The organism is Loigolactobacillus backii (assembly GCF_003946275.1).
Classification (GTDB): Bacteria; Bacillota; Bacilli; order Lactobacillales; family Lactobacillaceae; genus Loigolactobacillus; species Loigolactobacillus backii.
The window spans coordinates 1-23,415 of sequence record NZ_RHNQ01000041.1 but is presented as its reverse complement, the minus strand read 5'-3'; the positions used below and the strand labels follow the sequence as shown (position 1 = coordinate 23,415).

General features: G+C 39.7%; 24 protein-coding genes and 2 tRNA genes. 19 read left to right on the top strand and 7 right to left on the bottom strand.

Annotated elements, in window-relative coordinates; all coding sequences use genetic code 11:
* Positions 1–312: 312 nt before the first annotated feature.
* Positions 313–1,716 (bottom strand): dipeptidase PepV, encoded by a 1,404-nt coding sequence (pepV, locus tag EKM61_RS08130; protein WP_068223470.1) that lies wholly within the window; start codon positions 1,714–1,716, stop codon positions 313–315.
* A 236-nt stretch (positions 1,717–1,952) separates the two neighbouring features.
* Between pepV and EKM61_RS08125 the strand changes: the two genes are divergently transcribed.
* Positions 1,953–2,609: an HD domain-containing protein gene (locus EKM61_RS08125; RefSeq protein ID WP_068223475.1), complete on the top strand. Its 657-nt coding sequence runs from the start codon at positions 1,953–1,955 to the stop codon at positions 2,607–2,609.
* Positions 2,610–2,842: 233 nt separating this feature from the next.
* Here the strand turns inward: EKM61_RS08125 and EKM61_RS08120 are convergent, their stop codons facing one another.
* The 3 genes from EKM61_RS08120 to EKM61_RS08110 are packed head-to-tail and all read right to left on the bottom strand — an operon-like array spanning position 2,843 to position 5,062.
* Entirely contained in the window at positions 2,843–3,166 is a 324-nt protein-coding gene (locus EKM61_RS08120; protein ID WP_068223477.1) for an ArsR/SmtB family transcription factor, read from the bottom strand.
* Positions 3,166–3,660 carry a GNAT family N-acetyltransferase gene (locus tag EKM61_RS08115; RefSeq protein WP_068223480.1) on the bottom strand — a complete coding sequence of 165 codons (495 nt, stop codon included), beginning with the start codon at positions 3,658–3,660 and terminating at the stop codon, positions 3,166–3,168. Before EKM61_RS08115 ends, EKM61_RS08120 begins: the two co-directional genes overlap by 1 nt.
* A 19-nt stretch (positions 3,661–3,679) precedes the next feature.
* Positions 3,680–5,062, bottom strand: a complete 1,383-nt coding sequence (locus EKM61_RS08110) for a glycerophosphodiester phosphodiesterase (RefSeq protein WP_068280862.1) — start codon at positions 5,060–5,062, stop codon at positions 3,680–3,682.
* A 233-nt stretch (positions 5,063–5,295) separates the two neighbouring features.
* Between EKM61_RS08110 and EKM61_RS08105 the strand changes: the two genes are divergently transcribed.
* From EKM61_RS08105 to EKM61_RS08030, 16 genes are all read left to right on the top strand, one after another.
* The gene (locus tag EKM61_RS08105) at positions 5,296–6,546 is read left to right on the top strand and encodes a NupC/NupG family nucleoside CNT transporter (RefSeq protein ID WP_068223486.1); all 1,251 of its coding nucleotides are present in this window, start codon (positions 5,296–5,298) and stop codon (positions 6,544–6,546) included.
* Positions 6,547–6,781: 235 nt separating this feature from the next.
* Positions 6,782–7,738 (top strand): nucleoside hydrolase, encoded by a 957-nt coding sequence (locus tag EKM61_RS08100; protein WP_068223489.1) that lies wholly within the window; start codon positions 6,782–6,784, stop codon positions 7,736–7,738.
* Between the two features lie 24 nt (positions 7,739–7,762).
* The gene (gene rpiA / locus EKM61_RS08095; RefSeq protein WP_068223492.1) at positions 7,763–8,479 is read left to right on the top strand and encodes a ribose-5-phosphate isomerase RpiA; all 717 of its coding nucleotides are present in this window, start codon (positions 7,763–7,765) and stop codon (positions 8,477–8,479) included.
* A gap of 2 nt (positions 8,480–8,481) precedes the next feature.
* Positions 8,482–9,417: a pyrimidine-specific ribonucleoside hydrolase RihA gene (gene rihA, locus EKM61_RS08090; protein WP_068223495.1), complete on the top strand. Its 936-nt coding sequence runs from the start codon at positions 8,482–8,484 to the stop codon at positions 9,415–9,417.
* 34 nt (positions 9,418–9,451) lie between these two features.
* Positions 9,452–9,820, top strand: a complete 369-nt coding sequence (locus EKM61_RS08085; RefSeq protein WP_068223498.1) for a hypothetical protein — start codon at positions 9,452–9,454, stop codon at positions 9,818–9,820.
* A gap of 385 nt (positions 9,821–10,205) precedes the next feature.
* Entirely contained in the window at positions 10,206–10,517 is a 312-nt protein-coding gene (locus EKM61_RS08080; protein ID WP_082918488.1) for a hypothetical protein, read from the top strand.
* 413 nt (positions 10,518–10,930) lie between these two features.
* Positions 10,931–11,002: transfer RNA gene (locus EKM61_RS08075), tRNA-Asn, on the top strand.
* 130 nt (positions 11,003–11,132) lie between these two features.
* Positions 11,133–11,204 (top strand) — tRNA-Asn (locus tag EKM61_RS08070).
* Positions 11,205–11,473: 269 nt separating this feature from the next.
* Complete coding sequence (locus EKM61_RS08065) at positions 11,474–12,775, top strand: dicarboxylate/amino acid:cation symporter (protein ID WP_178378339.1); 1,302 nt, start codon at positions 11,474–11,476, stop codon at positions 12,773–12,775.
* A gap of 186 nt (positions 12,776–12,961) precedes the next feature.
* On the top strand, positions 12,962–13,585 hold the full coding sequence (locus tag EKM61_RS08060) for a metallophosphoesterase (protein ID WP_068223506.1): 624 nt from the start codon (positions 12,962–12,964) through the stop codon (positions 13,583–13,585).
* An 86-nt stretch (positions 13,586–13,671) separates the two neighbouring features.
* A complete protein-coding gene (locus EKM61_RS08055) occupies positions 13,672–13,914 on the top strand; it encodes a hypothetical protein (protein ID WP_068223508.1) in 243 nt (80 codons plus the stop codon).
* Between the two features lie 85 nt (positions 13,915–13,999).
* Positions 14,000–15,388: a bifunctional metallophosphatase/5'-nucleotidase gene (locus EKM61_RS08050; protein WP_068223511.1), complete on the top strand. Its 1,389-nt coding sequence runs from the start codon at positions 14,000–14,002 to the stop codon at positions 15,386–15,388.
* Positions 15,385–15,978 carry a YutD family protein gene (locus tag EKM61_RS08045; protein ID WP_068223514.1) on the top strand — a complete coding sequence of 198 codons (594 nt, stop codon included), beginning with the start codon at positions 15,385–15,387 and terminating at the stop codon, positions 15,976–15,978. Before EKM61_RS08050 ends, EKM61_RS08045 begins: the two co-directional genes overlap by 4 nt.
* Before the next feature lie 3 nt (positions 15,979–15,981).
* Positions 15,982–16,752, top strand: a complete 771-nt coding sequence (locus tag EKM61_RS08040) for a TIGR01457 family HAD-type hydrolase (RefSeq protein ID WP_068223517.1) — start codon at positions 15,982–15,984, stop codon at positions 16,750–16,752.
* Positions 16,752–17,402, top strand: a complete 651-nt coding sequence (locus tag EKM61_RS08035) for a TIGR01906 family membrane protein (protein WP_225359766.1) — start codon at positions 16,752–16,754, stop codon at positions 17,400–17,402. Before EKM61_RS08040 ends, EKM61_RS08035 begins: the two co-directional genes overlap by 1 nt.
* Positions 17,403–17,612: 210 nt before the next feature.
* Positions 17,613–17,924, top strand: coding sequence for a MazG-like protein (locus EKM61_RS08030; RefSeq protein WP_068223523.1), 312 nt, complete (start codon positions 17,613–17,615; stop codon positions 17,922–17,924).
* Positions 17,925–18,160: 236 nt separating this feature from the next.
* On the opposite strand, the gene EKM61_RS08025 is transcribed toward EKM61_RS08030, so the two are convergent.
* The 3 genes from EKM61_RS08025 to EKM61_RS08015 form a co-directional block, all read right to left on the bottom strand.
* Entirely contained in the window at positions 18,161–18,814 is a 654-nt protein-coding gene (locus tag EKM61_RS08025) for a VTT domain-containing protein (protein ID WP_068223528.1), read from the bottom strand.
* A 343-nt stretch (positions 18,815–19,157) separates the two neighbouring features.
* Complete coding sequence (locus EKM61_RS08020; protein WP_068376996.1) at positions 19,158–19,664, bottom strand: phosphatidylglycerophosphatase A family protein; 507 nt, start codon at positions 19,662–19,664, stop codon at positions 19,158–19,160.
* A gap of 28 nt (positions 19,665–19,692) precedes the next feature.
* On the bottom strand, positions 19,693–20,685 hold the full coding sequence (locus tag EKM61_RS08015; protein WP_068223534.1) for an NAD(P)/FAD-dependent oxidoreductase: 993 nt from the start codon (positions 20,683–20,685) through the stop codon (positions 19,693–19,695).
* 360 nt (positions 20,686–21,045) lie between these two features.
* Between EKM61_RS08015 and EKM61_RS08010 the strand changes: the two genes are divergently transcribed.
* Positions 21,046–21,633 carry a peptidylprolyl isomerase gene (locus EKM61_RS08010; RefSeq protein WP_068223537.1) on the top strand — a complete coding sequence of 196 codons (588 nt, stop codon included), beginning with the start codon at positions 21,046–21,048 and terminating at the stop codon, positions 21,631–21,633.
* Positions 21,634–22,890: 1,257 nt separating this feature from the next.
* Positions 22,891–23,262: a CvfD/Ygs/GSP13 family RNA-binding post-transcriptional regulator gene (locus tag EKM61_RS08005; RefSeq protein WP_068223539.1), complete on the top strand. Its 372-nt coding sequence runs from the start codon at positions 22,891–22,893 to the stop codon at positions 23,260–23,262.
* Positions 23,263–23,415: the final 153 nt, after the last annotated feature.

Genomic DNA, 23,415 nt, shown 5'->3' with positions numbered 1-23,415 from the left:
GTGAGCTCTTTTTCTGCACAAAAATCCTGTTAATAGTTTACCATTTGTAAACTATCAACAGGAAAAAGTATAGAGCCATTAAAAATGATGATAGCATTGATACCGATATGATTTTGGTTGTTGTTATTTCTCGTTAACATTTAAAAAAGCTTACTACAAAAAATTAATTTTTGTAGTAAGCTTTTTTTGGTTAGTTTTGAATCCATCAAGGCAACCTAGGTGTATTTAGAAAGGCCAATTTTTCAGGTTGGTTTAGGTCGTAACTTTCGAAAAAAACGGCCACAACTCATATCAAAAAAATGGGAAGTAGTCTTACTTTGCCAGCTCGTAAATGGCCTCGGCGTAGATGGCAGTTGTCCGTAAAAGGTCAGCCAGGGGCATATATTCATTAGGTTGGTGCATGACATTCTCACGATTAGGGAATAAGGCACCAAAGGCAACGCCACGTTTGAGTAGCCGACCGTAAGTGCCACCACCAACGATCTGTTCATGTCCCTTTTCACCAGTTTGTTTTTCGTAAACTTTTAGTAGTGTTTGGACTAGCGGATCGTTAGCAGGAACGTAGTGCGGTGTCATTGCGTGGCTTAATTGTTCAATTTTAACGTTAGGGCCCAGCGTTTTGGTTAAGGCGGCAATAATGGTAGTGACATCCGTTCCTTTAGGATAACGAACGTTAAGCGTGATTGTTGCCGGTTGGTTAGTTACGTAGGTAAAAAGATCAGGACTAGCCGTTAAATCACCCATGACATCGTCAGTGTAAGCAATTTTAAGTAACTTACCCCGGGAATCATTATGAAAATAGTGAGCGATTGTTTGCAAATATTGTTTGCCGTTAGCATCGAAATCATAGTTGGCCAAAAAATTGGCCAGGTAAGTAGCGGCATTAATGCCATCTTTGGGTTCTTGCGAGTGGGCAACTTTACCATCGAGGGTGAGTGTTACTTGTTCACCAGTTTGTTGATAATTGCCGCTAATCGGATTAGCAGCCAAATAGGTTTCAAAGGCAGCCTTTAAAGTTGCGGGGGCTCCAGAAATCACTGCGGTGGCCGATTGGGGAACCATATTTGTTCGGAGGCCACTGGTAAAGCTGGTTAAAGTTAAAGCGGCCGATTTTATTTCACGGTTAGGTGCAAAAGTTAATTCAAAATTTGTAATTCCTTTTTCGCCATTAATAATTGGAAATTCGGCGTCAGGTGAAAAACCAAAATCAGGCATTTTTTCTGTTTCCTGATAACGATTTAGACCGTACCAACCAGATTCTTCATCCGTTCCAAAAATAAAATGAACTTGTTTGGTTAATGGCAACTTAAGGTCCCGAATAATTTTTAGAGCGTAATAGGCGGCTAGGGAAGGGCCCTTATCATCACTGGTCCCGCGACCGTATAAACGACCATCTTTATTAGTTAGTTTAAAGGGATCGCTTTGCCAGCCATCACCAGCGGGAACAACGTCCATATGACCGAAAATTCCTAGAATTTCTTTACCTGTGCCGTATTCAATTCGACCAGCAACGTTAGCGATATTTTTTGTTTTGAAGTTGTCACGCTTGGCAATAGTCAGTATTTTTAGTAAGGCATCCCGCGGGCCAGGTCCTAAAGGTGCCATTTCAGTTGCCTGTGTATCATCGCGAGCACTATTGATTGCAACGATGTCACTTAAGTCTTGTAGTAAATCTGTTTGCCGTTTTGCTACTTCTTCGTTCCAGTTAATTGGCATTGTGCCACCTGCTTTCTAAAAAGATTAATTCAGTATAGCCTGAATTACCTAAACTGCCAATTAAAATGTACCTTGGATTAGAATTGCGGTAGGATTATTTAGGAAGTCCGATCAAAAAATTAAAAATATATTTTACGGAGAATATGTAATTGGGCGCCTTTTACTAGTGGCAGCGGGATATTTTTTAAAATAGAAGTGCCACAGTCAATTAATAAAAGCAGATGAGGAATGTTGACATGACAGATGAGCAGATTCAAAAGTTAACCCAAGCAACTAAGTATATGCACCAAGTATTAGATCAAGACACCACTGGTCATAGCAGTGATCACATTGAACGTGTGGTGCGGTTAACTCGCCGTTTATGTCAGGATGAAGAGGTACCGGATTATCTTGCCTTGATGGCCGCAACTTTACATGACGTAGTGGATGATAAATTATTTACTAGTGTTTCAGAAGCACGCCAGGCACTCCAACAATTTTTGGATAAAATTGCTATTAACGCAAAGGAACAGGCCGAACTATGGCAAATTATTGATCATATGTCTTACCGGAAAAATATTGATCAGAAACAACAGTTATCAATTGCCGGCCGAATTGTGCAGGATGCTGATCGGTTGGATGCGATTGGCGCGATTGGCATTGCCCGGACATTTTATTTTGGTGGCCATTTTGGTGAAAAAATGTACGATCCGCAATTGGCTCCTCGAACTAAGTTAGCGGCTAGTGATTATAAAAGTGGCGAAAGTACAGTTATTAATCATTTTTATGAAAAGCTATTACGGCTTCAAGATCAGTTGAACACAGCTGCGGCAAAGAAAATTGCGTTAAAACGCCAAACACGAATGCTTAATTTTTTGACAGATTTTAAGGCAGAATGGGCGGCAGAGGATTAGGAAGTGTTGAAAAAGCGTCTAGGTTCTATTTTGTGATTTAATTTGTCTCGGTCACCACAAGAACTAGCAAGGTAAAGTTTGTCAGGTTACAACATGGCAAACACAAAAGCGTACTTTTTCAAACGCGATCTAGACGTGAAGCCTGATTAAAGGGGTAAAACGGTTTTTTTACCGGTTAACTAAAAATGAAAAAGCGCTGTAACAGGTCATTATTCCTTGTTGCAGCGCCTTTTTCATTTTTCCGTTACGTGCTGAATCATCTGACCAAAAATAGTAATGACATGTTTATCGGCCAAAGAGTAGAAAATGATTTTACCTTCCCGACGATTTTTAACAAGGCCGGCCTGTTTCAAAATATGCAGCTGGTGCGAAATTGAAGACTGCGATTTTGCCAGCAGGGCCACAATGGCAGAAACAGGTAGTTCTTCTTCAAATAAAGTGTACAGAATTCGAACGCGCGTCTGGTCACCGAAGACTTTAAAGAGGGTTGTCATTTTTTCTAAAACATCATCGGCAGGAACAACAAGGTGTCCTTGCGGTAGTGGTTTATCGACCATTACAGTGATCCTCCTAGGGGTTTAACCATATTATACCAAGTGACTTGGCCATGGGTTGAAGTTGCAACACCGGCATTAGTAAAACCGGCCGTCTCGTAAAAAGTAATTAAGCGTTCTTCGCAGGTTAAGGTGATTGTTTGGCGCCCATGTGCTGAAGCATCCTTTTCCAGGGCCTTTAAGAGCGCTCGAGCGATTCCTTGTTGGCGAAAACTAGGCGCAACGGCCAGGCCTAAGACACTTTGGTAACCACCAATTGTCGGATTCGGCTGCGTTTGGTCAAATAAATCATCACTAATGTAAGGTTGATCAATAACTGGACCGTTAATAAAACCCACAACTTGGGATTGGACTTCGGCAACAAAAAAGGTGTCACTAATAGTGGCAATTCGATTTTCAAAGGCTGCCTTAGTTGCGGCCTTAGCAGGACTAAAGCCAGCGTGTTCGATATCTAATAATGCCGGTAGATCAGTGGAACGAACGTGACGAATTTTCATAGTTAAACTCCTTAATAATTTAAATGTGGTGGCGATTAAATTCATTTAGAATCCTAGTAAAATAGCCGTTACTAACGGTTGGTCTGGTCGCCTGATTTAGAGCGGGCGACTGAAGTAAGTCAATTGATGTTAGGCGCTTAGCTGCCGGTAGATTAAAGTAGTCGGCCCGTTGTGGGGCAGATTGATTGGTTAAATTGACTAAAACTTGGTTACTTTGTAGCCAACCTTGTTGGTTAATTTGAAACCAAAGCTTATGCTTAACTACTTTAACGGCAGTGATTTTACCACTACCACCGAATAATCGTTGACTCGTCGTTGGTGCTAACGGATTATTCCACAATCGTGGGCGGTACTGGTTTGGTTTTAATTGGACGTTTAAACCGAGGTAAGGACGTGCTAATTGGTAATTAGCACCAAAATTCAAATTTACGGCATTTACCCACCGACCATCAGTTAATTCGGCCTGGGAATAACCTGCCTTAGTAACGATGGTACTAATTTGAAGTGGTTCACCGACTGTCACCGAGTTACTTGCTTGCTGGTGAACGTAAGGATTAGTCCAGGTGGCTGCAGAATAAGTCGTTGTGACAGTGGCAGTTTTATTGACAACATGTTGGTGACTGCCTTTTTTTGCCTGTGCGTAGTCAGCAACAGTTGCTGGATAATTGGTTACAACACCATCTACGTTGTTAAGGGTAATTGCTGGAATTACGCTGGCCGGTTCCGTCATTTCGCTCCAAACGTAGATTTTTTTGTTTAAATGGTGTATTTGTTTGATAATGTCTGGCGTCACCACAGTATCCTCGAGACTAACACCAGTCACAAATTGTAAATCGGCCATTGAAATATCCGTTAGGTCATTGGCAAGTAGTAACCGCGGAACATTTGGAAGCAGGACGCTCATTTTTTGCAAACTATCCGCAGAAAACGAATGAATAATGACGCGATCTTGCATGTGGTACTGGTTAATTAAAGCCGCTAATTTGGCCTCCATATCAATTGGTTTTTGTTTATTTTTTTTTGTTTCTAGGATAAATTTAGTTTCTGGTTGGTTGGCGTAATGTTCGAAAAGCTGCTGTAATGAATGAATTGGTTCACCGTTTGTTTCATGAGCCTGCTGAATTTCATTAAAAGGTGTTTTGGAGATGGCCATATTTTGACCGGTAACCCGCTTTAGATTACTATCGTGTGAAACGACTAAGACACCGTCGGAACTTTCTCGTAAATCAAGTTCGCAGTAACTTGCACCGGCAGCAAAGCCATCATCAAAACTCTGAAAAGTTTCTTCAGGGGCGGCTAATGGGTCACCGCGGTGAGCAACAACCGTGAAGCCACTTAAGACTAATTGGCAACACAATAGACTAATGATGCCAAGAACGCGCCAACTTAATTTTTTTAACACAACGAAAGTCACTCATTCCTATCTAAAATGAAATTCTTATTAGCTTCTAGTATAGCCGATTTTAGCCAGTTTGTAAGCTTCACGGTGCGGCTTAATTAAAACTTCAAAATGAGTTGTTGGTTCCCCCAAAAATATCTTGTATACTAGGAATATTGTTTATCGCTAATCTTGGTCGGCTTTGGAGGTGGATGATTTAAGCGGGCCCGTTAAATCATTGAAAGAAGGGTAAAGGATTGTTCTATTTAATCGTCAATATTATTGGGATTTTTGTTTTTTTGTGTGTTGCCTTTTTATTTTCTAAAAATAAGAAACAGATCAATTGGCGCTCAATCATTATTATGTTAGTTATTAATCTTGTGTTGGCCTGGTTCTTAACTAGTTTTTCAGTTGGAACGGCAATCGTTAAAGGAGCTGCGGATGGCTTTAACTGGCTAGTCGATGTTGCCTACACCGGAATTGCATTTGCACTTCCCAGCTGGGTTCATATGAAAAATATGGATTTTGTAACGAGTGCCTTGTTACCAATCCTGATGATTGTACCGTTATTTGATATTTTAACCTATATCGGCGTTTTGCCGTTTATTATTAAATGGATTGGCCGTGGCTTAGCTAAGATTACGGGTCAACCAAAATTTGAATCTTTTTTTGCTGTTGAAATGATGTTTTTGGGTAATACTGAAGCTTTGGCCGTTTCTAGTTTGCAGTTAAAGCAAATGAAGGGCCAGCGTGATTTGACTTTGGCTATGATGTCCATGAGTTGTGTGACTGCCTCAATTCTAGGCGCCTACACCAAAATGATGCCGGGTCAATTTATTCTAACGGCAGTCCCGATTAATATTATTAATGCCATTATTATAACTAGTTTATTAAATCCAGTAAAAGTGACACCCGAAGAAGATACGATCGCTAAAATGACTGGGAGTGCGGCCGAGGTGCCAGCGGAAGTTGGAAGTGAAGTACCAGCGAGCACACCCAAAAAACGGGAACCTTTTTTCTCTTTCTTAGGCGATTCTATTCTAGGTGCTGGTCGGTTGGTCCTCATTATTGCTGCTAACGTAATCGCTTTTGTTGCCTTGGCGGCCTTAATTGATAAATTACTTAAATTAGTTAATCCGTGGCTAACCTTAGAACATATCCTAGGAATTGTAATGTTCCCGTTTGCCTGGTTAACCGGATTAAATGTGCAAGATGCCTTTAAATTTGCGCAGTATATGGGGACTAAACTTGTGACCAATGAGTTCGTTGTCATGGGAAAAGTATCCCCAGTTATTAATCAATTTCAGCCCCACTTTAGAGCAATGCTAACGGTCTTTTTGACGTCATTTGCTAATTTTTCTACCATTGGAATGGTCATTGGTGCCTTTAAAGGAATTGTTAATAAGGAAAAGAATGACTTAATTTCATCAAACGTGGGCTACTTATTATTGTCAGGAATCTTGGTTTCTCTACTATCATCAGCAATTGTTGGTGTTTTCGTTTGGTGATTTTTATTTTGGGCACACCTGAATTTGGGATTAGTCGATAAAAGCACGGGTAAATTTATTTTTAAATACTTTCTAGGTATATTATTATAGAGAACAAGTTCAACTTCAAAATGAGTTGAATTGTGTTCCCTATTTTTTAGTCACTTTTTAAGTTATTATGCCGAAATTGAAAAGGCTTACTAGCTATGCTATGCTTTTGCTGGAAGTTCGTTTTTAGATGAAATGGGGGAATAAAATGGCAAAAAAGAAGCTTATTTTAGATTTGGATACTGGGATTGATGATGCGTTAGCTATTGCCTACGCAGTTGCCAGTGAGGAAGCCGACTTAATTGGCGTTACGAGTACGTATGGCAATGTTGTGACTAAGCAAGCGGCGGCCAATAGTTTACGTATTTTAGATTTATTGGGCCAATCCAATGTGCCAGTTTACTTAGGACTACCACATCCATCTACTAGTAATCATTTTGATGTTATGGCGGTTTCCCAAGCTATTCATGGGGTTAACGGGATTGGTGAAGTAGCGTTGGAAAAGTCGCAACGCCAGCCAGAAAACGAATCGGCCGTTGATTTTATGATTCGCTCGGCAAAAACCTACGGGACCGATTTAACAATTATTCCGACTGGACCAATGACAAATTTAGCGGCGGCAATTGCCAAGGCACCTGAATTAACCGCGCTAGTTGGCAGTGTTACGTTTATGGGCGGTGCCTTAACCGTTCCGGGGAATGTTACCGAAGTAGGTGAGGCAAATATTAATCAAGATCCGGCCGCCGCAGACGCTGTTTTACGCAGTTCAGCTAGTTTAACAATGGTTGGCTTGGATGTCACCTTGAGGACACTATTAACACGCAAAGAGACTAAATTATGGCGTTCATTAGGAACTAAATCTGGGCAAGCCTTTGCCGACATTGTTGACTATTACATTGCTGCCTACGCACGATTGAGTGCTAATTTAAATGGCTGCGCACTACATGATCCATTAGCAGTTGGTGTAGCGTTGGATCCAGATTTGGTTCAAACAATTGATTTAAACATGAAGGTTGAAACCGAAGCACCATTTGCGGCCCGGACGGTGGGGGATGTAGATCGATTGAATGAGCCCACCAACGTAAAAGTCGCAGTAAATGTTGCTGCAGAACGTTTCTTACAACGTTTCATGCAGCGTTTGACCTGGTTATTTGCACAACATTAATTATTAAATTTAGGAGCGATAAAATTGACACAAGATGAACTAAAAAAAATGGTTGGCGAAAAGGCCGCAACGTACGTTGAAGATGGTATGGTTGTTGGACTTGGGACTGGAAGTACCGTTAAATTTATGGTGGATGCTTTAGGCAAGAGAGTTGCAGAAGAAGGACTGAAAATTATTGGCGTTCCAACCTCGGATCGAACAGCGGCCCAAGGACGACAACTCAATATTCCAATTAAAAATGTTGATGAAGTTGATCACATTGATTTGACAATTGACGGTGCCGATCAAATTGACAAAAATTTTCAGGGTATTAAGGGTGGTGGTGCGGCCCATTTATTTGAAAAAATTGTAGCTATTAATTCCAAACGTAATATTTGGATTGTTGATGAATCTAAAATGGCTGCTAAATTGGGTAGTTTTCCACTACCGCTAGAAGTTATTCCTTATGGTAGTCAGCAGCTTTATAAACGACTAGCCGCTAAGCAGTTAAACCCGAATTTTCGAAAGCAGGCTAATGGTGATTTAGTCCAAACTGATTCTAAAAATTATATAATTGATTTAAAATTAGGTACAATTGATGATCCTTTTGGGTTAGCTGATTATTTAAACCGGCAAGTTGGGGTTGTTGAACACGGTTTGTTTTTAAATGTTGTTAACACAGTTATTGTCGGCTATGGCGATGGGCCAAAGGTACTTGAAGCGCCAGAAAGAGTTACTTACCAACAAACAAAGGAGCATTAGGCATGCCAACCAAGATTATTCTAGATTGTGATCCTGGCCATGATGATGCCATTGCGTTAATGTTGGCCGTTGCTTCACCCAAGATTGACCTATTGGCAGTTACATCATCCGCTGGTAATCAGACACCGGCCAAAACTTTGAATAACGTTTTACGTTTATTGACGTTAATGAAACAACAGCAGGTTCCCGTGGCCGCCGGTAATCAAACGCCGCTACTGCAAGATCTCCAAATTGCGGATGATGTTCACGGAAAGACCGGCCTCGATGGCGCAACTTTACCAGAGCCAGATTTTGCACCGCAGCCACTGCCAGCTGTGGAATTAATTGCGCAAACGTTACGCCAAAGTGATGGCCCAGTGACATTAGTCGTAACTGGGCCGATGACCAACGCTGCGTTATTCTTGGCCGTTCACCCGGAATTAAAATCAAAAATTAAACGGATTGTTTTTATGGGTGGGGCCATGGGCATGGGTAATTGGACTCCCACAGTAGAATTCAACATGTTTGTTGATCCTGAGGCTGCAAAGCTAGTAATAAATTCGGGCGTACCATTAACAATGGCCGGCCTAAATGTTACTCATCAGGCACAAATTTTACAGAAAGACATTGAGACGATGCGGCAAATTAATAATCCAGTTGCACAGGCCATCACTGGGTTATTGGATTTCTACCGTATTTATTATAGCCAGCCAAAGTGGGGCTTTGAAGGAACACCCGTTCATGATCCGTGTACAATTGTGTGGTTAATCGATCCGACAATGTTTGAAAGTGTGTACCGCAACGTTGATGTTGAGACTAAGGGCGATTTAACCCGTGGTGAAACGTTAGTTGATTATTATCATTTGACCAATAAACCAGAAAACACCGATGTTTTATTGAAGATTAACCGGGAAAAATTTAGTGCCTTGATTATTGCGGCACTTAAAACGTTTAGCTGAATTTAAATTTTAAATATGAAAAGAAGCGCTTAGTATGAGAATTTCATTGAATCAACTCGCTGATTTAAGGGAAATCATTCAAAAGGATGATCAGACACAGGCGGCAACCTTGTTATTTTTTATTAGTAATAAAAAATTAAATCAGCCGACTACGCTGGGATTTGGTGCGACGGCGGATACCAGTAAAGTAAGTGAGCAACAGTATATGATTGAATACCGGAGTAAATATTTAAGGGCAACGCTTCAGGGCCAAACTAGTCTAAAAAATTTTACGAGTTCAAGAAAGTCACTACTTGCTTTACGTGATTTTGAATTCAGTCAAACGTTTACCTTGCAACAGGCACTTAATTCAAATGAAGGCGACCTTGTTTTATTAGATGATGCTACTAAACAAGAATTATGAGATTTTAGTAATTTTTAAATGGCATTAATATTATAAAATAGCTAGAATTATCTAATTATTTGTGTTATATTATAGTAACCATTTATTTATCTTCCTCTAACATAACCTGTTTGAGTATGATACTGATGTAAAGGATAACTTCCTCAGCCTTTACATCAAACTTCTAAAAAAGGGCCCGCAGTTTTTGCGTAGCTCTTTTTTAGTTTTCTAAAATTAATTGACAGCGTTTACAATATATGCTAATGTTTATTCGTAAGGTATTTCATCATTACCTTTAAATCAATTCTCTTTCTCTCTTATGCCAACCACTGTTCCGCAGACAGTGGTTCTTTTTTTGCCTAATAAAGTAGAAACCCGTATAATAGAACGACAGGAGATGATTTTAATGGGTCAGGTAATCAACTTAGATTTGATACAAGAGATTATGCAAAATGATGGTAGTACGTACCTTGATATCTCCAATATGACTATGAACGGACGTGCCGAATTGGCGGCTATTCGGGGTTATATCAAAGAAGTACGAATTATTCAGCTAAACATTCCACACTCAACGGCATTAGCAACTTACGAGCAGTACGTAAATGAAAATTTCACAATACCACCCGAAAAATTTACTAAATGGATACCGTGGTTACCTAATGATGAGACTAGCAAGGCGGCTTACCAAACAGTTATCAGTGAGAACCATGTTGGCTAGTGAACGTTTTAATGGGTGATTGAATTCAGAGCCTTAGTTGTGGCAGTATTTGAAAAGGCATCCAGATTTTATTTTGCAATTGCGGATTATTACAGATTCTACTGGTATTTGGACTAAAGTAATTGGCGTCAGAATTAACAAGGTCAATTTGCTGGTTTAAAATGTGGTAAGAATAAAACACTGCTTTTAAGATACAATGCTACTGGTTCGGTGATGAAAAAAGTTCTGAGTGATAGGTTAATTAGAGGATTCTGAGCTTGCGTGAATATCTGGAGTGTAGCCAAATTATAATTTTGGCAGAACGTTTTTAATAATAAAATGAAAGAAAAATGGTTTTTTATTAAAAAATGGTTTACAAGAATATGGCTAATATGGTATAAATAATATGTTGAGTTTTTAGAGAAGCTCATAATTGTCCAGTAGTTCAGCGGTAGAATACCGGTCTGTTAAACCGTAGGTCGTTGGTTCGAACCCAACCTGGACAGTTAAATAACTTTATTGATAAGGTTATTTATTCAACAGAGTAGTATAATCATAGTATTACGTAAAACTTTTGAAAAAAACTTTACAATTCACTTATGGTTATGGTATAAATAATATACAAGTTATATTTATTGTCCAGTAGTTCAGCGGTAGAATACCGGTCTGTTAAACCGTAGGTCGTTGGTTCGAACCCAACCTGGACAGTCTTTAGAGCATACGCTAGCGCGTGTGCTCTTTTTTGTGCTATTCGTTAAGGTGACTTGCCAGCATTTTGCGACCAGATGACTTGAATGCTTAAGTGATTTTTGCGCCACTTACTAATTCAAATAAATACTGGCGTCAACTAAATTAGTGTTAGAAATTATGCTAAAATAGGACTTGTTGATTTAAATGAGAATTGGCTAAGCCGAGGCCTGATTTATTCGCCTTAATTCTAATTTTATTTAGCTGATTTTAACTTGTCTGGAGGGACGATGTTGAAAAAGTATCATTTGCTGCGCTTAAACTTAGGTTGGCGAATTTTAATTGGCCTTATTTTAGGTCTAATTGTTGGTGCAATTTTTTACCAGAACAAAATTGCAGTGGCCATTTTGCAACCAATTGGGACTATCTTTATTAACTTGATTAAAATGATTGTTTTACCAATTGTTATCTCTTGTTTAGTCGTTGGTATTGCAAAAATGGGTGACATCAAGAAGCTTGGTCGTGTTGGCGGGAAGACTATCATCTATTTTGAGTTAATGACAACTATTGCGATTGCGTTAGGTTTAGTGGTTGGTAACTTAACCAAACCAGGAGATTCAATCAATATTAATACCCTGAGTAAGGTCTCCATCAGCCAATATACTACAGCGGCCAGGTCAGCTGGACATCAAGGTTTAGGTACGATCTTTATGAATATTGTACCTACCAATTTTTTTCAGGCACTAGGAAAAGGTGACATGATACCAGTAATCTTCTTCACTGTAATGTTCGGCCTAGGAATTGCTGCAATTGGCAAAAAGGGAACACTATTGATTGACTTTTTTGATGCTGTTTCTGAAGTGATGTTCAAAATGACTAATTGGATTATGCAGTTAGCGCCAATTGGTGTCTTTGCTTTGATCGGCGTCACAATTGCCCAGTTTGGGCTCAGCGCTTTGAAGCCATTGGCGTTATTTTTATTAATTGCCTACGCCACAATGATTATTTTCGTTGTGGTGGTGATGGGGCTTGTCGGAAGACTATGGCACATTAATATTTTTGATTTATTACGGGTAATCAAGGATGAGGTTATACTGGCATTTTCTACAGCCAGCTCAGAGGCGGCCTTGCCAAAGATTATTGAGAAAATGCAAAAATACGGTGTCAGTCAAGGAATTGTCGGCTTTGTTGTACCAACTGGGTATACATTTAACCTTGATGGTTCCGCGATTTACCAATCCTTAGCCGCTTTATTTTTGGCGCAGGCTTACCATATTCACTTGAGTATAGGTCAACAGATCACACTTTTAGTGGTACTTATGATCACATCTAAGGGTATGGCCGGTGTTCCTGGTGCGTCTTTTGTTGTCTTATTAGCGACAATCTCAACGATTGGTGTGCCTGCGGAAGGTCTTGCCTTTATTGCCGGGATTGATCGCTTGGTCGATATGGGAAGAACGGCTGTTAATGTTGTTGGTAATTCCTTGGCTGCGATGATAGTTGCTAAATCAGAGCATGAATTTGATGAGGCTAAGAGCCAAGAGTACCTGAGTCATTTTAAACCGTCCCCTAAAATGACTAAAGTAAGCTAAACGTCTGTATTTGAATTAATTTCGGTGTAAACTAGAGCGTGTTTTAAAGCTTGCTTGTGTTTAAAAATTACTTTTGTAGCATTTTTTTGACCATTCCAGTGTAAACGGGTTTGCAAAAATCGGCTATTGAACTAGTGTTAAAATAATTAAATTGAACTTTTTTTAATGATTGAGGAAGTGGTAAAGGTGCAATATTTTACGGCGGATACACATTTCTTTCATGAACAACTGTTGGGAAATAATGATTTTGCACCGCGGCCATTTAAAAATGTTGCTGCGATGAATCAGGCAATTATTGACGCTTGGAATGCGCGAGTCAGTGATAAGGATGTTGTTTATCATTTAGGCGATATTGCCATGCACCCCAGCAATTATCCGGGAAACGATGAAGTGTTTGAAATTCTAAAACAATTGAACGGTCAAATTATTTTTATCAAGGGAAATCATGATAATCGGGACTTATTTAAGTTTTTGGCCAAGCATAATTGGGACGTTTTTCCGGATAAGCCTAAATTCAGATTTCATGATGTAGGTGTCTTAATTAAGATGAACCACTTTCAGTTCTTTATGACTCATTACCCGATGATGATGGGAATTGTAAAGCAGACGATGAATTTACATGGTCATATTCACCATTCAAGTGTTCCGATTGCTGAAGACATTAACGTTGGTATTGATACACCAGAGACTGTCTTTTTGAAAGATCCACCACCGTTTGGGACTCCTTTTTCGGAAGCAGAATTATTTGCGATGTATGCTGGGAAAAAAGCTTACTTGATTAAAAATAAACCTTTCAACAAATATGATTAGATATTGATTAAATTACACATTGATTTTTAATGTTTCCTTCGGTACAATTAAAGCCTAATTAAGGGGCAATTAAAGGAGTATCAATTATGGAGGAACATAATAAATCATTAGCAGATTTTCGTAATTTTATATTAGCGGCATCACTACCGACTGAACGAGAGACAGTCAATAACTTATTACTTTTGGCGTTGCACAAATACCGGAAACAACAGATGTCAACGGCTTATCTGGAGTACAGTTTATTTCCGCAGCTATTACCATTGCTGCAGGCTGATCAAGTGAATCCAGTGCGCGGTGTTTTAGAGCGTTATGGTCAGTCGGTTAATTAGGGTTTGATGGCAGTTACTTAGGCCGACTTGACGTTCACTGATTTTATCTTTAAGGTAAAATATAGTAAAGGAAAGAAGGTTCCTTATGGCTGAGATCATTGATTTTTTTCACACGAATGACATGCATTCGCATTTTGAGACCTGGCCACGTATTCGGCGTTATTTAAAGCAGCAACAGGACGGTTTTCGTGCAAAAGGTGATACTGTTTATACAGTAGATATTGGCGATGCAATGGACCGAATGCACCCGTTGACTGAGGCAACCAACGGCCAAATTAATACACAATTACTAAATCAGATTGGTTATGACGCAGTTACAATTGGTAACAACGAGGGAATAGGCAATTCTAAGCGCCAGTTAGAACAACTTTACCAAAAGGCTAATTTTCCCGTAGTTTTGGCAAACTTAAAAGATAAAAAGACGCAACAACAACCAAAGTGGGCTCAGCCATATTTAATTAAGGTTACAAACGAAGGGACCCGCGTTGCGTTTGTCGGAATGACGGCGCCTTACATTTCAACTTATCGACCTAATGGTTGGGATCCAGAATTAATTCAGAATGCAATGCCTAAAATACTTGCCGCTTTAGCAGGTAAATATGATGTCTTAGTTTTGCTATCTCACCTTGGTATAACGATGGACAAGCGAATTGCGGCCAAGTATCCTGAATTTGACGTTATTATGGGTGGGCACACGCACCATTTATTGCCAACAGGACTGTTAATTGGAAAGACAATGGTGGCTGCCGCTGGACGTTTTGGCGATCACGTTGGTCACGTACAACTAACCCTTAATAAGGAGCACCAAGTTCAACAAAGCGTTGCTAGTGTGGTGACGACAACGGAATTACCTAGCGAGGTGGACGATGAGGTCGAAATTTCGGGTTATTTAACTGCTGGGCATGAACAGTTGGCCAGCCATGTTATTACCCAATTACCCCATGCCTTGACGAGTAAGCCAATCGGGCATTCGACTTTAATGGACGTAAGTTTAGCGGCAGTTGCTAGAGCGGCCAAGACGGAGGTTGCATTACTTAACACAGGGGTGTTTCTAGGTGATTTTGCTGCGGGTCCGGTAACTGCGGATGATCTACACACTGTATTACCGCACGCGATGCATTTACTGCGGGTTACTTTACGTGGAACTGACGTCTGGCGCCTGATTATGGAAATCGAAAAGAATCGTCAATTTTTACAACATTATCAGTTACACGGCCTAGGGTTTCGCGGTAAAGTTTTCGGCGATATGGTGTATAAGGGAATCACGGTAAATTCGTTAAGTCGAACGGTCTATTGGCTAGGAAAACCACTTGATCCAGAGGCCACGTATACCTTAGCTGGAATGGACACCTATCTTTACTTTCAATTCTTTCCAACGATAAGTATTGTTGGTGACAGCGAAGTCCTGTTCCCAGGTGTATTACGTAACGCCGTTGCAAGTTATCTCAAAAATGGAAAGGAGGAAGAAAAATGAGTACGACGAAGAGTGCTACACCAGATAAGGCAACCGAAGAAAAAAGTACCGGGATTGATTTGGCTACCGAAATTTCGCAAATTGCCAGTAGCGATCCGGATGAGGTTAAACTGGACCGTGTTTTAATGGAAACAGATACTATGATGACAATTGACGGGCACCCCTATGAGTTAGTGACCAATTACCATGATGGTTTCGATAAAGAAAAATTAGGTGAACGTTTTAGTGATATTTTAACCAAATACGATTATGTCGTTGGCGACTGGGGTTATGAACAACTGCGGCTTAAGGGCTTTTACAGTCCGACTAATCGCCGTGCGCGGCGCGATCAATTAATTACAACTTTAGAGGATTACTTATTTGAGTACTGTAATTTTGGTTGTGCTTATTTTGTCCTCCATCAAGTTAATCCGCCAAAGCAACCGACAGCACCCCGGCGAAAGCGATCACGACGGCCACGAAAAGCGCAAATTAATGAGCGCAAGGTTAGCGTTAAGCCAATTAAAAAAGGTGCCAAGGCTGAAAAGTCGCCACGTAAACGGCACTTTACGATTCGTGAAAAAAGTAAGCGAAAGACAGGAGAAAATTAGCAGATGCAAAAGAAGTACAAGGCCTATTTTATTGATCTCGATGGGACACTTTATCGCGGCAAGGAGAAAATCCCTGCCGCTTCCCGGTTTATTGCTCGTTTACAGGCACAAAATATTCCTTTTTTAGTGTTAACGAATAATACAACGCAAACGCCTGAAGTTGTTGCTGCTAATTTAACGAAGAATTACGATATGCAGATTAAGCCCGAAAATGTCTTTACTGCTGGTTTGGCAACTGCTGCTTATATTCGCTCGTTAAACCTTGGCAACCGGGTCTACGCAATTGGTGAACTCGGATTAAAACAAGCTATTTTAAATCAGGGTTTTCAGTTTGATGATCTTAATCCAGATTACGTTGTTGTTGGTTTGGATTGGGATGTTACGTACCGAAAATTTGAAAAGGCAACTTTGGCAATCCAAAAGGGAGCCAAATTTATTGGCACCAACGCGGATACAAATCTGCCCAATGAACGCGGGCTAGTTCCCGGTGCGGGGTCTGTGATTGCCTTGGTTGAGCGGTCCACCCAGCAAACGGCAACCTACGTTGGAAAACCACAGCCAATTATGTTAGAGGCAGCATTAAAACAGTTTGGTTTGCGGAAGGAAGAGGCCGTGATGGTAGGGGATAACTATAATACAGATATTTTAGCAGGAATTAATACTGGTGTGGATACACTGTTGGTCTATACTGGCTATTCGAAACCTGCCGATATTGAAAAGGTTATTGTGAAACCAACGCACGAAATTCAAAGTTTAGACGAATGGGACGTTTAATGCTTTGGCGCGCCGGACGTCTTCTAAATTGGCTAGGTCTATTTTTGTGGTTATTAAGTTTGACCATTATTCTGACTTTTGCTTCAACTTGGCTTTACCGATTTGATATCCATTATTTTGAAATCTTAAAGGGTGTCCCCATGACCACGGCAACACTGATGAAGAATTACCATCAGATGCTGAGTTACGTCACGTTACCGTGGGTTCATAATCTGCACATGACGGATTTCGAAAGTTCTTTTGCTGGAACGTTACACTTCACGGATGTCCGTCATTTGGTATTTATTGACTATGCGGTTTTTCTGGTGACTAGCGTTACTAGTTGGTTGTTTTTACGCTTTTTACACCGTAAACGCCAATTATGGCAATTGATTCGACCATTTCAATTTATGATGGGCATTCCGTTTGTCGTTCTATTTTTACTGGCAATGAACTTTCAGACTTTTTTTACTGATTTTCATAAATTACTTTTTCGGAATAGTGATTGGTTATTTGATCCCAATACGGACCCAATTATTTTGGTTTTACCAGAAGGCTTTTTTATGCACTGCTTTATATTAGCTATTATTTTGCTAGAAGTATTTTTGCTGATTGGTGTTTTGGTTGGAAAAAGGGCGTTAAAAAAGAGTCCAGGTAAAATAGGCTTTTAAAGTTAGATTGAAAATTAAATAATTGATTGATTGGGGAGCGGGACAAAAGTCAGCTTTGGGTTCACTGCGTAACGTAAGCTAATCCAATAACGTACTATGGTTGTTTAACTTTGATTTAACTAACTGATTGAGATCAAGGTAGTTAAACTGATGTTTTGCGTTAGTATACCTTAAAATTGATCCATAAATTTAAACAAGCGAGGTTCCCATATGGAAATTAATGAACTCACCACCCGTGCCCGTAAAATTCGTACAGCTTATCATGAATTAGAAATCAAGCAAGATGGGCGGCCGTGGACGACTGAACAAGATGCCTTGGCGTTTCTTACTGACGCCGGGCTTGTTGGACGTCTGGTTATGGCACAGCAAGGTAGTTGGCCCGCAGCACAATCAGAGTTTTCGCTGGATTATAAAATTGCGGAATCAATTTGGTGGTTGAGTGTTCTGGCTGATGCTAACGACATTGATATGACAGCGGCACTGGAAAACTTTTTGCAGTCGCGGGAACAGCATTTAAGGTAATCAAAGAAAAATGGTAAAAACAATTATGGTGGTCTGGTACGGAGCAGACTAAAAAGTGTTCTTTACCACATAAAACATTTGAAACTAAAAAAGGGACTATGACAAAAAAATGTCGTAGTTCCTTTTTTAGTTTTAAATAGTTTGCAAATAGGTGTTTTAGAACTGTTTTAACAGTGAACCTGATGAGTGGCAGTTACCAATTTTTAACGAAAGATCGCTGAAATGTTCATGGTTATTTAGTCAGTGTCGAGGTCAGTTGCGTGGCGCCGGCGTAAAAGTGTGATTAAAACTGGAATTAATGAAATTGCTACAATGCCAACGACTACAATTGAAAAGTGTTCCTGAACAAAAGGCATATTGCCAAAGAAATGGCCGGCCATTAAACAAACCGTCACCCATAAAAAACCACCAAGCACATTGTAATGGCTAAATTTTCGGTAATTCATATGGCTACCGCCAGAAATGAAAGGAATAAAGGTTCGGACAATTGGCATAAAACGTGCAATGGCAATGGCCTTACCACCATGCCGGTTGAAGAATTGTTCGGCCTGGGCCATTTTTTGTTTATCAATGAAACGATTAAACCAGCGATAATTGGCCGCCTTAGTCCCTAATAAGCGACCAATCTCATAATTAAGTGTATCCCCGAGGACGGTAGCGGTAAAGAAAGTTGCAAATAGTAACCAGATGTTTAAATGATAGGCAGAATTTGCCGCTAAAGCACTGGCCGCAAAAAGCAGTGAATCACCCGGTAAGAAAGGTAGAACAACGACACCTGTTTCAATAAAGATAAGTAAAAAGAGTATCAAGTAGGACCAATTACCAAAACTGTTGACCAAAGTGACCAGGTGGGTATCAATATTTAGTACAAAATCAATTAATTGGGGCATAGACGTCTCCTTTAGTTGGTTTTCTTATTTGTTTGAGTATACTGAAATTTGGTTGATTTAGCTAGTTTTAATTATTAGTTTAAGCTAATTCTAATAATTGGCCAAAGAAAATTCAAAAAAAGTGGCCGGGACAAAAGTCCTAGCCGTTTTTTGTTTTCGAATATTACTCTAGAACGAGCGCCAAAAGTCTGGGTTCGCGTGCCTAACTGTAGTTACGCGTTAAACTCAAAATCAATTTTTAGCCCTCGCCCTTTGTGTTTTTCAGCCCGATTACAATTAAAAATAAGCGTAAATTTTCAATCTTGTCATCTGTGGACAGTTACGTTTTTTAACGGATTAATTTTTAATAGATATCGTCCTCTTCTTCAGGATGTGCGTGGGCAAGTCGACTGGCGGCCGCGGCCGCAATGGCACCTACGATATCATCTAAAAAAGTATGGATTTTACCGGGTTCATGTGCGTTCAGGATGGCGAGAATTCCAGGTTTCACTTTATCAATATACCCATAATTGGTAAAACCGATTGTACCATACACGTTAACAATTCCTAACGCCATAATCTCGTCAATACCATACAAGCCTTCATCTTCGGTTAAAATACTTTGAAGTGGTTCATCAAGCTGGTGTTTTTCAGTTAAAACATCAAGTTGAATCCCCGTGATAATAACATTTTGAACTTCACGCTTACGTAAAACAACCTCAACGCTGTTTTCGCACTCGGCCTCTTGTAAGTCTTTAATGTAGTCCTTTTGTAAAAACAGTACTAATTTTGCAATGTCACTAACTTCGACGCCCCGTTTGTGCAAATCAGCAACGGCAATGTCGTGTAATTTTTCTTGATTTGGTGTCATTGATTTGATAACTTCCTTTTAGTGATACTTAAGCAATTGAAGTGCTATGAAGTGGCTGCCGACGTTCTGGATAAAGTGCTACCGAAATGTGGTTAACGGCTGTAGGTGCCTCACCAAAACCAGAGGCGATTAACTTAACTTTGCCAGGATACGTGACGCTATCACCAACACCGTAAATCCCAGGAACCTCAGTTTCGAGGTTTGTATCAACTTTAAGTGCACGGTGTTCTAATGGCAATCCCCAGTCGCGTAAGACGTGATTATCGGCCGTAAAACCGTAGTTAACTAGTAGGTCATCGACTTCTAGATTAAGATGATCGTCTGCTTTTGCTTTTTTTAAATCAAGGCTTAAACCGCTGTTTGTTTCATTAATGGCATCAATCAGGTAAGGTGTCACAATTTTAACGGACGAGTTCTCCAAACGTTTAACACTTGATTCCAAGCCGCGGAATCGATCACGGCGGTGAATTAAATAAACCTGTTTGGCCGTCTTTTCTAAAGTTAAGGCCCAATCAATTGCTGAATCACCACCACCAGCAATTGCCACTGTTTTACCAGCGAAGTCGGCTACATTATGAACAAAATAGAAGATTTTTTGATCCTCCAGTGTTTGGTCATAGTCAATTGCAAGTTTACGCGGTGCAAATGAACCGCCACCAATAGCAACGATGACACTGCGCGATTTTGTTTGGCCCTTGGCAGTTGTAATTGTAAAGCCACCTTCATATTTATCGATCGCGGTTACTTCTTCGCCGCAGCGAATTGTTGGCTTAAAGTCGTCAAATTGAACAAGTTGCTTGTTTAGTTCGGTTACTAAATTTTTACCTTGGATTTGGGGGAAGCCAGCAACGTCACGAATAATTTTTTCAGGATAAAGTGTTGTTACCTGACCACCAAGTTCAGGCAGGCTCTCAATTAGTTGAGTATCGAGTTCCCGCATACCCGCGTAAAAGGCCGTAAACATGCCAACTGGGCCACCACCGATAACTGTTAGATCATAAATGTGTTCCGTTTCGCTCATGTATTTTTCCTCCATTTAAACTAATATCATTAATAATGATAACTCTAGCATAAATTGATTAACCTGGGTAGATTGTTTCAGGGATTAAAAATGCAGGCTGTGTAAAAAAGTGTTTAGATTCTATTTAGCATTTAAAAATTATTACGGGGACTTTTAGTGTGTTTGGACGGTTAGTGTGTCAAGCTGGACTAAGAAAAAAGCGCTTTTTCAAGCACGTTTAGCCAAATTGGTCAGAAGGCATCAATGAGAGTAATTTCTAAACGCAACCTGGTTTCAGGACAAAGGCTAGTATTTTCATTAGATTCTGGTATGATAATGTGAGTTAATTAATCGTTTTAAAGATAAAACAGGGGGAAAATAATGACTTATCCACAATTAGATTTAGAAAATGCGCAAGGACCTAAAGCAGTAATTACAACAACTTTAGGGGTAATTACGGTTCAATTATTTCCAGAACAAGCACCTAAGACCGTTGAAAATTTTGTAACTTTGGCTAATCAAGGCTATTACGATGGCATTATTTTTCACCGAGTGATTCCAGATTTTATGATTCAAGGTGGGGATCCAACTGGAACAGGTACTGGTGGTGAAAGCTCATTTGGTGGACCCTTTGCGGATGAATTTACGCAAGAGCTTTTCAACCTTAATGGTGCGTTGTCCATGGCCAATGCCGGTCCCAACACAAATGGCAGTCAGTTCTTTATTGTGTCCAACGAAAATGTACCAGCACAAATGATCCAACAAATGCAAGCCGCTAATTATCCAGAAGAAGTGATTGCGGTGTATAAGCAAGGCGGTACACCATGGCTTGATTTTCACCACACGGTTTTTGGTCAAGTGATTTCTGGCATGCCAATTGTTAAAAAGATCAGTCAGGTTGCCAGTGATGCCCAAGATAAGCCCAATGAGGATGTTGTTATGACAAGTGTCAAAATTGAGGAAGTCTAGGGAATATTTAGAAAAGTGAAAAAATGCTGTTGCAAATGGAAGACCACGCTTGTTTCTACTGCCGCTGACAATTGGTAGGATACGGCAGGATCCGAATTGCGGTCGGGGACAGTAATCTTCTCAATGTTTGGCACATTAGCTATTCAATTATTACGCTGTAACTATGATTGATTGTTTGCAATAATCACAATGGTCGTTGTTACTTGGGACGTTATCTATTTAGAATGAGCAACGAAACAATATTTGTTAATAGTGCTGGTGAGTTAAGTGACCGTTCTTTTTGAGTAAGTTAGCCTAAATTAGAAATACTGGTCAAAATAATTTTCCCGTATTTTTCGAGTAGTAGCTGAGTATTTTTCCGTTATTGTATTGGTAATTTAATTAAATTAGTACATTGCAGTACAAATAGGTCAACTTTTTCTGATTGGTGTGTGCGTATATTAGAAAGTAAGCGCTATCTGTTTTTAGAAAAGGACCGAACGTACTTTTTCCGGATTTAAATACTGGTTGTAAAAAATAAGAACGGTAGAGGCTGGGACAAGGGTCCGAGCCTTTTATTGTTTCTCTAGAACGAGCGCCAAAGATCTGGGTTCACGTGCCTAACTGCGTCTAATCCAGAAACCCAAAACCGATTTTTGGTCCATTCTTTACCGTCTTTTTTATTTGGCCATTCAAATTATGTGCATAGAATTATTTCACAACTCTCCCTTATTGGATTAAGTGTTCCAATAATTGTATCTTCAATTGTTAGTTAATGATCGGTCGAATGTAGAAATTTCTTTCAACGAGCTGGGCAGTAAAAAGATTTTTTGCGGATTAATTTAGGCTGATGGGATTTTGATTCTAAATTAACAATTCGTTCATTCGTGTCAGTAGATGATTATGTGGTGCAGAAATTCAGGTTCTCAATGTAGCTAGTTAATACACTTAAACAATTACTAGTGTGAAAAATCTATATTCGCAATCTCCAGTAGTAATAATTGTTGGATTTTCTGAGTTTTCCGGCCAGTAATTTAGAATTAATTGAAGTTAGTAACTGGGCCTCATTATTTTGCAGTGTTTGAATAGCGAATCTTATTTACGGAAAGGTTATAAGGACTTTAAATTCCATGAGTGACTAGCAGGTATTAATTTTTAGTTTGAAAATTTAATAAAAATTGATCTATCTGCTAGTAATACTTTTAAGGCCAGTAGTTGCACCGATAAATTGGCTTCGTTATAATATAACCTTGAATGAGACGAAAAGGGGTGATTAGAATGACTTATAAAATTGGGGATGTCGTTACTGGTTGTGTGACCGGAATTCAACCCTATGGTGCTTTTATTGCTTTGGATGACAAGGTTCAGGGACTAATTCACATTTCCGAATGCCAGCATGGCTACGTTAAGGATATTAAATCGCTTCTAAAGGTTGGTGACAAAGTTCAGGTTCAAGTCTTAGATATTGACGAATTCACTCAAAAAATAAGTTTATCAATGCGAACACTAGAAAAGCACGCAGAAGTTTCCTCTAAATTTCGACGTAAGCATTATTGGACAAGTCGCGATGATAAAATTGGATTTACGCCAATTGCGGCAAATTTATCAGGTTGGATTACAGATGCACTAAAAAATCTAGTAATAAAGTAAGAGGGAATAAAGATGCAAAAAATTGCGGGCACAATAATGGTGTTTGATGGATTAGGGGCGCCGGAATTTTTAGTAACTGAAACTTGAAAGCTAATAATCACGCCAAAGGCGTGTGGTTATTGGCTTTTTTGGCAAAAAAATAAACGCAAGCTC

Excerpts from the sequence above, each read along its gene's own strand:
- pepV (WP_068223470.1), bottom strand. The coding sequence starts at position 1,716 with ATGCCAATTAACTGGAACGAAGAAGTAGCAAAACGGCAAACAGATTTA.
- EKM61_RS08010 (WP_068223537.1), top strand. The coding sequence starts at position 21,046 with ATGACTTATCCACAATTAGATTTAGAAAATGCGCAAGGACCTAAAGCA.
- EKM61_RS08040 (WP_068223517.1), top strand. The coding sequence starts at position 15,982 with ATGCAAAAGAAGTACAAGGCCTATTTTATTGATCTCGATGGGACACTT.
- EKM61_RS08035 (WP_225359766.1), top strand. The coding sequence starts at position 16,752 with ATGCTTTGGCGCGCCGGACGTCTTCTAAATTGGCTAGGTCTATTTTTG.
- rihA (WP_068223495.1), top strand. The coding sequence starts at position 8,482 with ATGCCAACCAAGATTATTCTAGATTGTGATCCTGGCCATGATGATGCC.
- EKM61_RS08015 (WP_068223534.1), bottom strand. The coding sequence starts at position 20,685 with ATGAGCGAAACGGAACACATTTATGATCTAACAGTTATCGGTGGTGGC.
- EKM61_RS08120 (WP_068223477.1), bottom strand. The coding sequence starts at position 3,166 with ATGGTCGATAAACCACTACCGCAAGGACACCTTGTTGTTCCTGCCGAT.
- EKM61_RS08125 (WP_068223475.1), top strand. The coding sequence starts at position 1,953 with ATGACAGATGAGCAGATTCAAAAGTTAACCCAAGCAACTAAGTATATG.
- EKM61_RS08065 (WP_178378339.1), top strand. The coding sequence starts at position 11,474 with ATGTTGAAAAAGTATCATTTGCTGCGCTTAAACTTAGGTTGGCGAATT.
- EKM61_RS08115 (WP_068223480.1), bottom strand. The coding sequence starts at position 3,660 with ATGAAAATTCGTCACGTTCGTTCCACTGATCTACCGGCATTATTAGAT.
- EKM61_RS08030 (WP_068223523.1), top strand. The coding sequence starts at position 17,613 with ATGGAAATTAATGAACTCACCACCCGTGCCCGTAAAATTCGTACAGCT.
- EKM61_RS08085 (WP_068223498.1), top strand. The coding sequence starts at position 9,452 with ATGAGAATTTCATTGAATCAACTCGCTGATTTAAGGGAAATCATTCAA.
- EKM61_RS08025 (WP_068223528.1), bottom strand. The coding sequence starts at position 18,814 with ATGCCCCAATTAATTGATTTTGTACTAAATATTGATACCCACCTGGTC.
- EKM61_RS08020 (WP_068376996.1), bottom strand. The coding sequence starts at position 19,664 with ATGACACCAAATCAAGAAAAATTACACGACATTGCCGTTGCTGATTTG.
- EKM61_RS08100 (WP_068223489.1), top strand. The coding sequence starts at position 6,782 with ATGGCAAAAAAGAAGCTTATTTTAGATTTGGATACTGGGATTGATGAT.
- EKM61_RS08005 (WP_068223539.1), top strand. The coding sequence starts at position 22,891 with ATGACTTATAAAATTGGGGATGTCGTTACTGGTTGTGTGACCGGAATT.
- EKM61_RS08080 (WP_082918488.1), top strand. The coding sequence starts at position 10,206 with ATGGGTCAGGTAATCAACTTAGATTTGATACAAGAGATTATGCAAAAT.
- EKM61_RS08045 (WP_068223514.1), top strand. The coding sequence starts at position 15,385 with ATGAGTACGACGAAGAGTGCTACACCAGATAAGGCAACCGAAGAAAAA.
- EKM61_RS08055 (WP_068223508.1), top strand. The coding sequence starts at position 13,672 with ATGGAGGAACATAATAAATCATTAGCAGATTTTCGTAATTTTATATTA.
- EKM61_RS08050 (WP_068223511.1), top strand. The coding sequence starts at position 14,000 with ATGGCTGAGATCATTGATTTTTTTCACACGAATGACATGCATTCGCAT.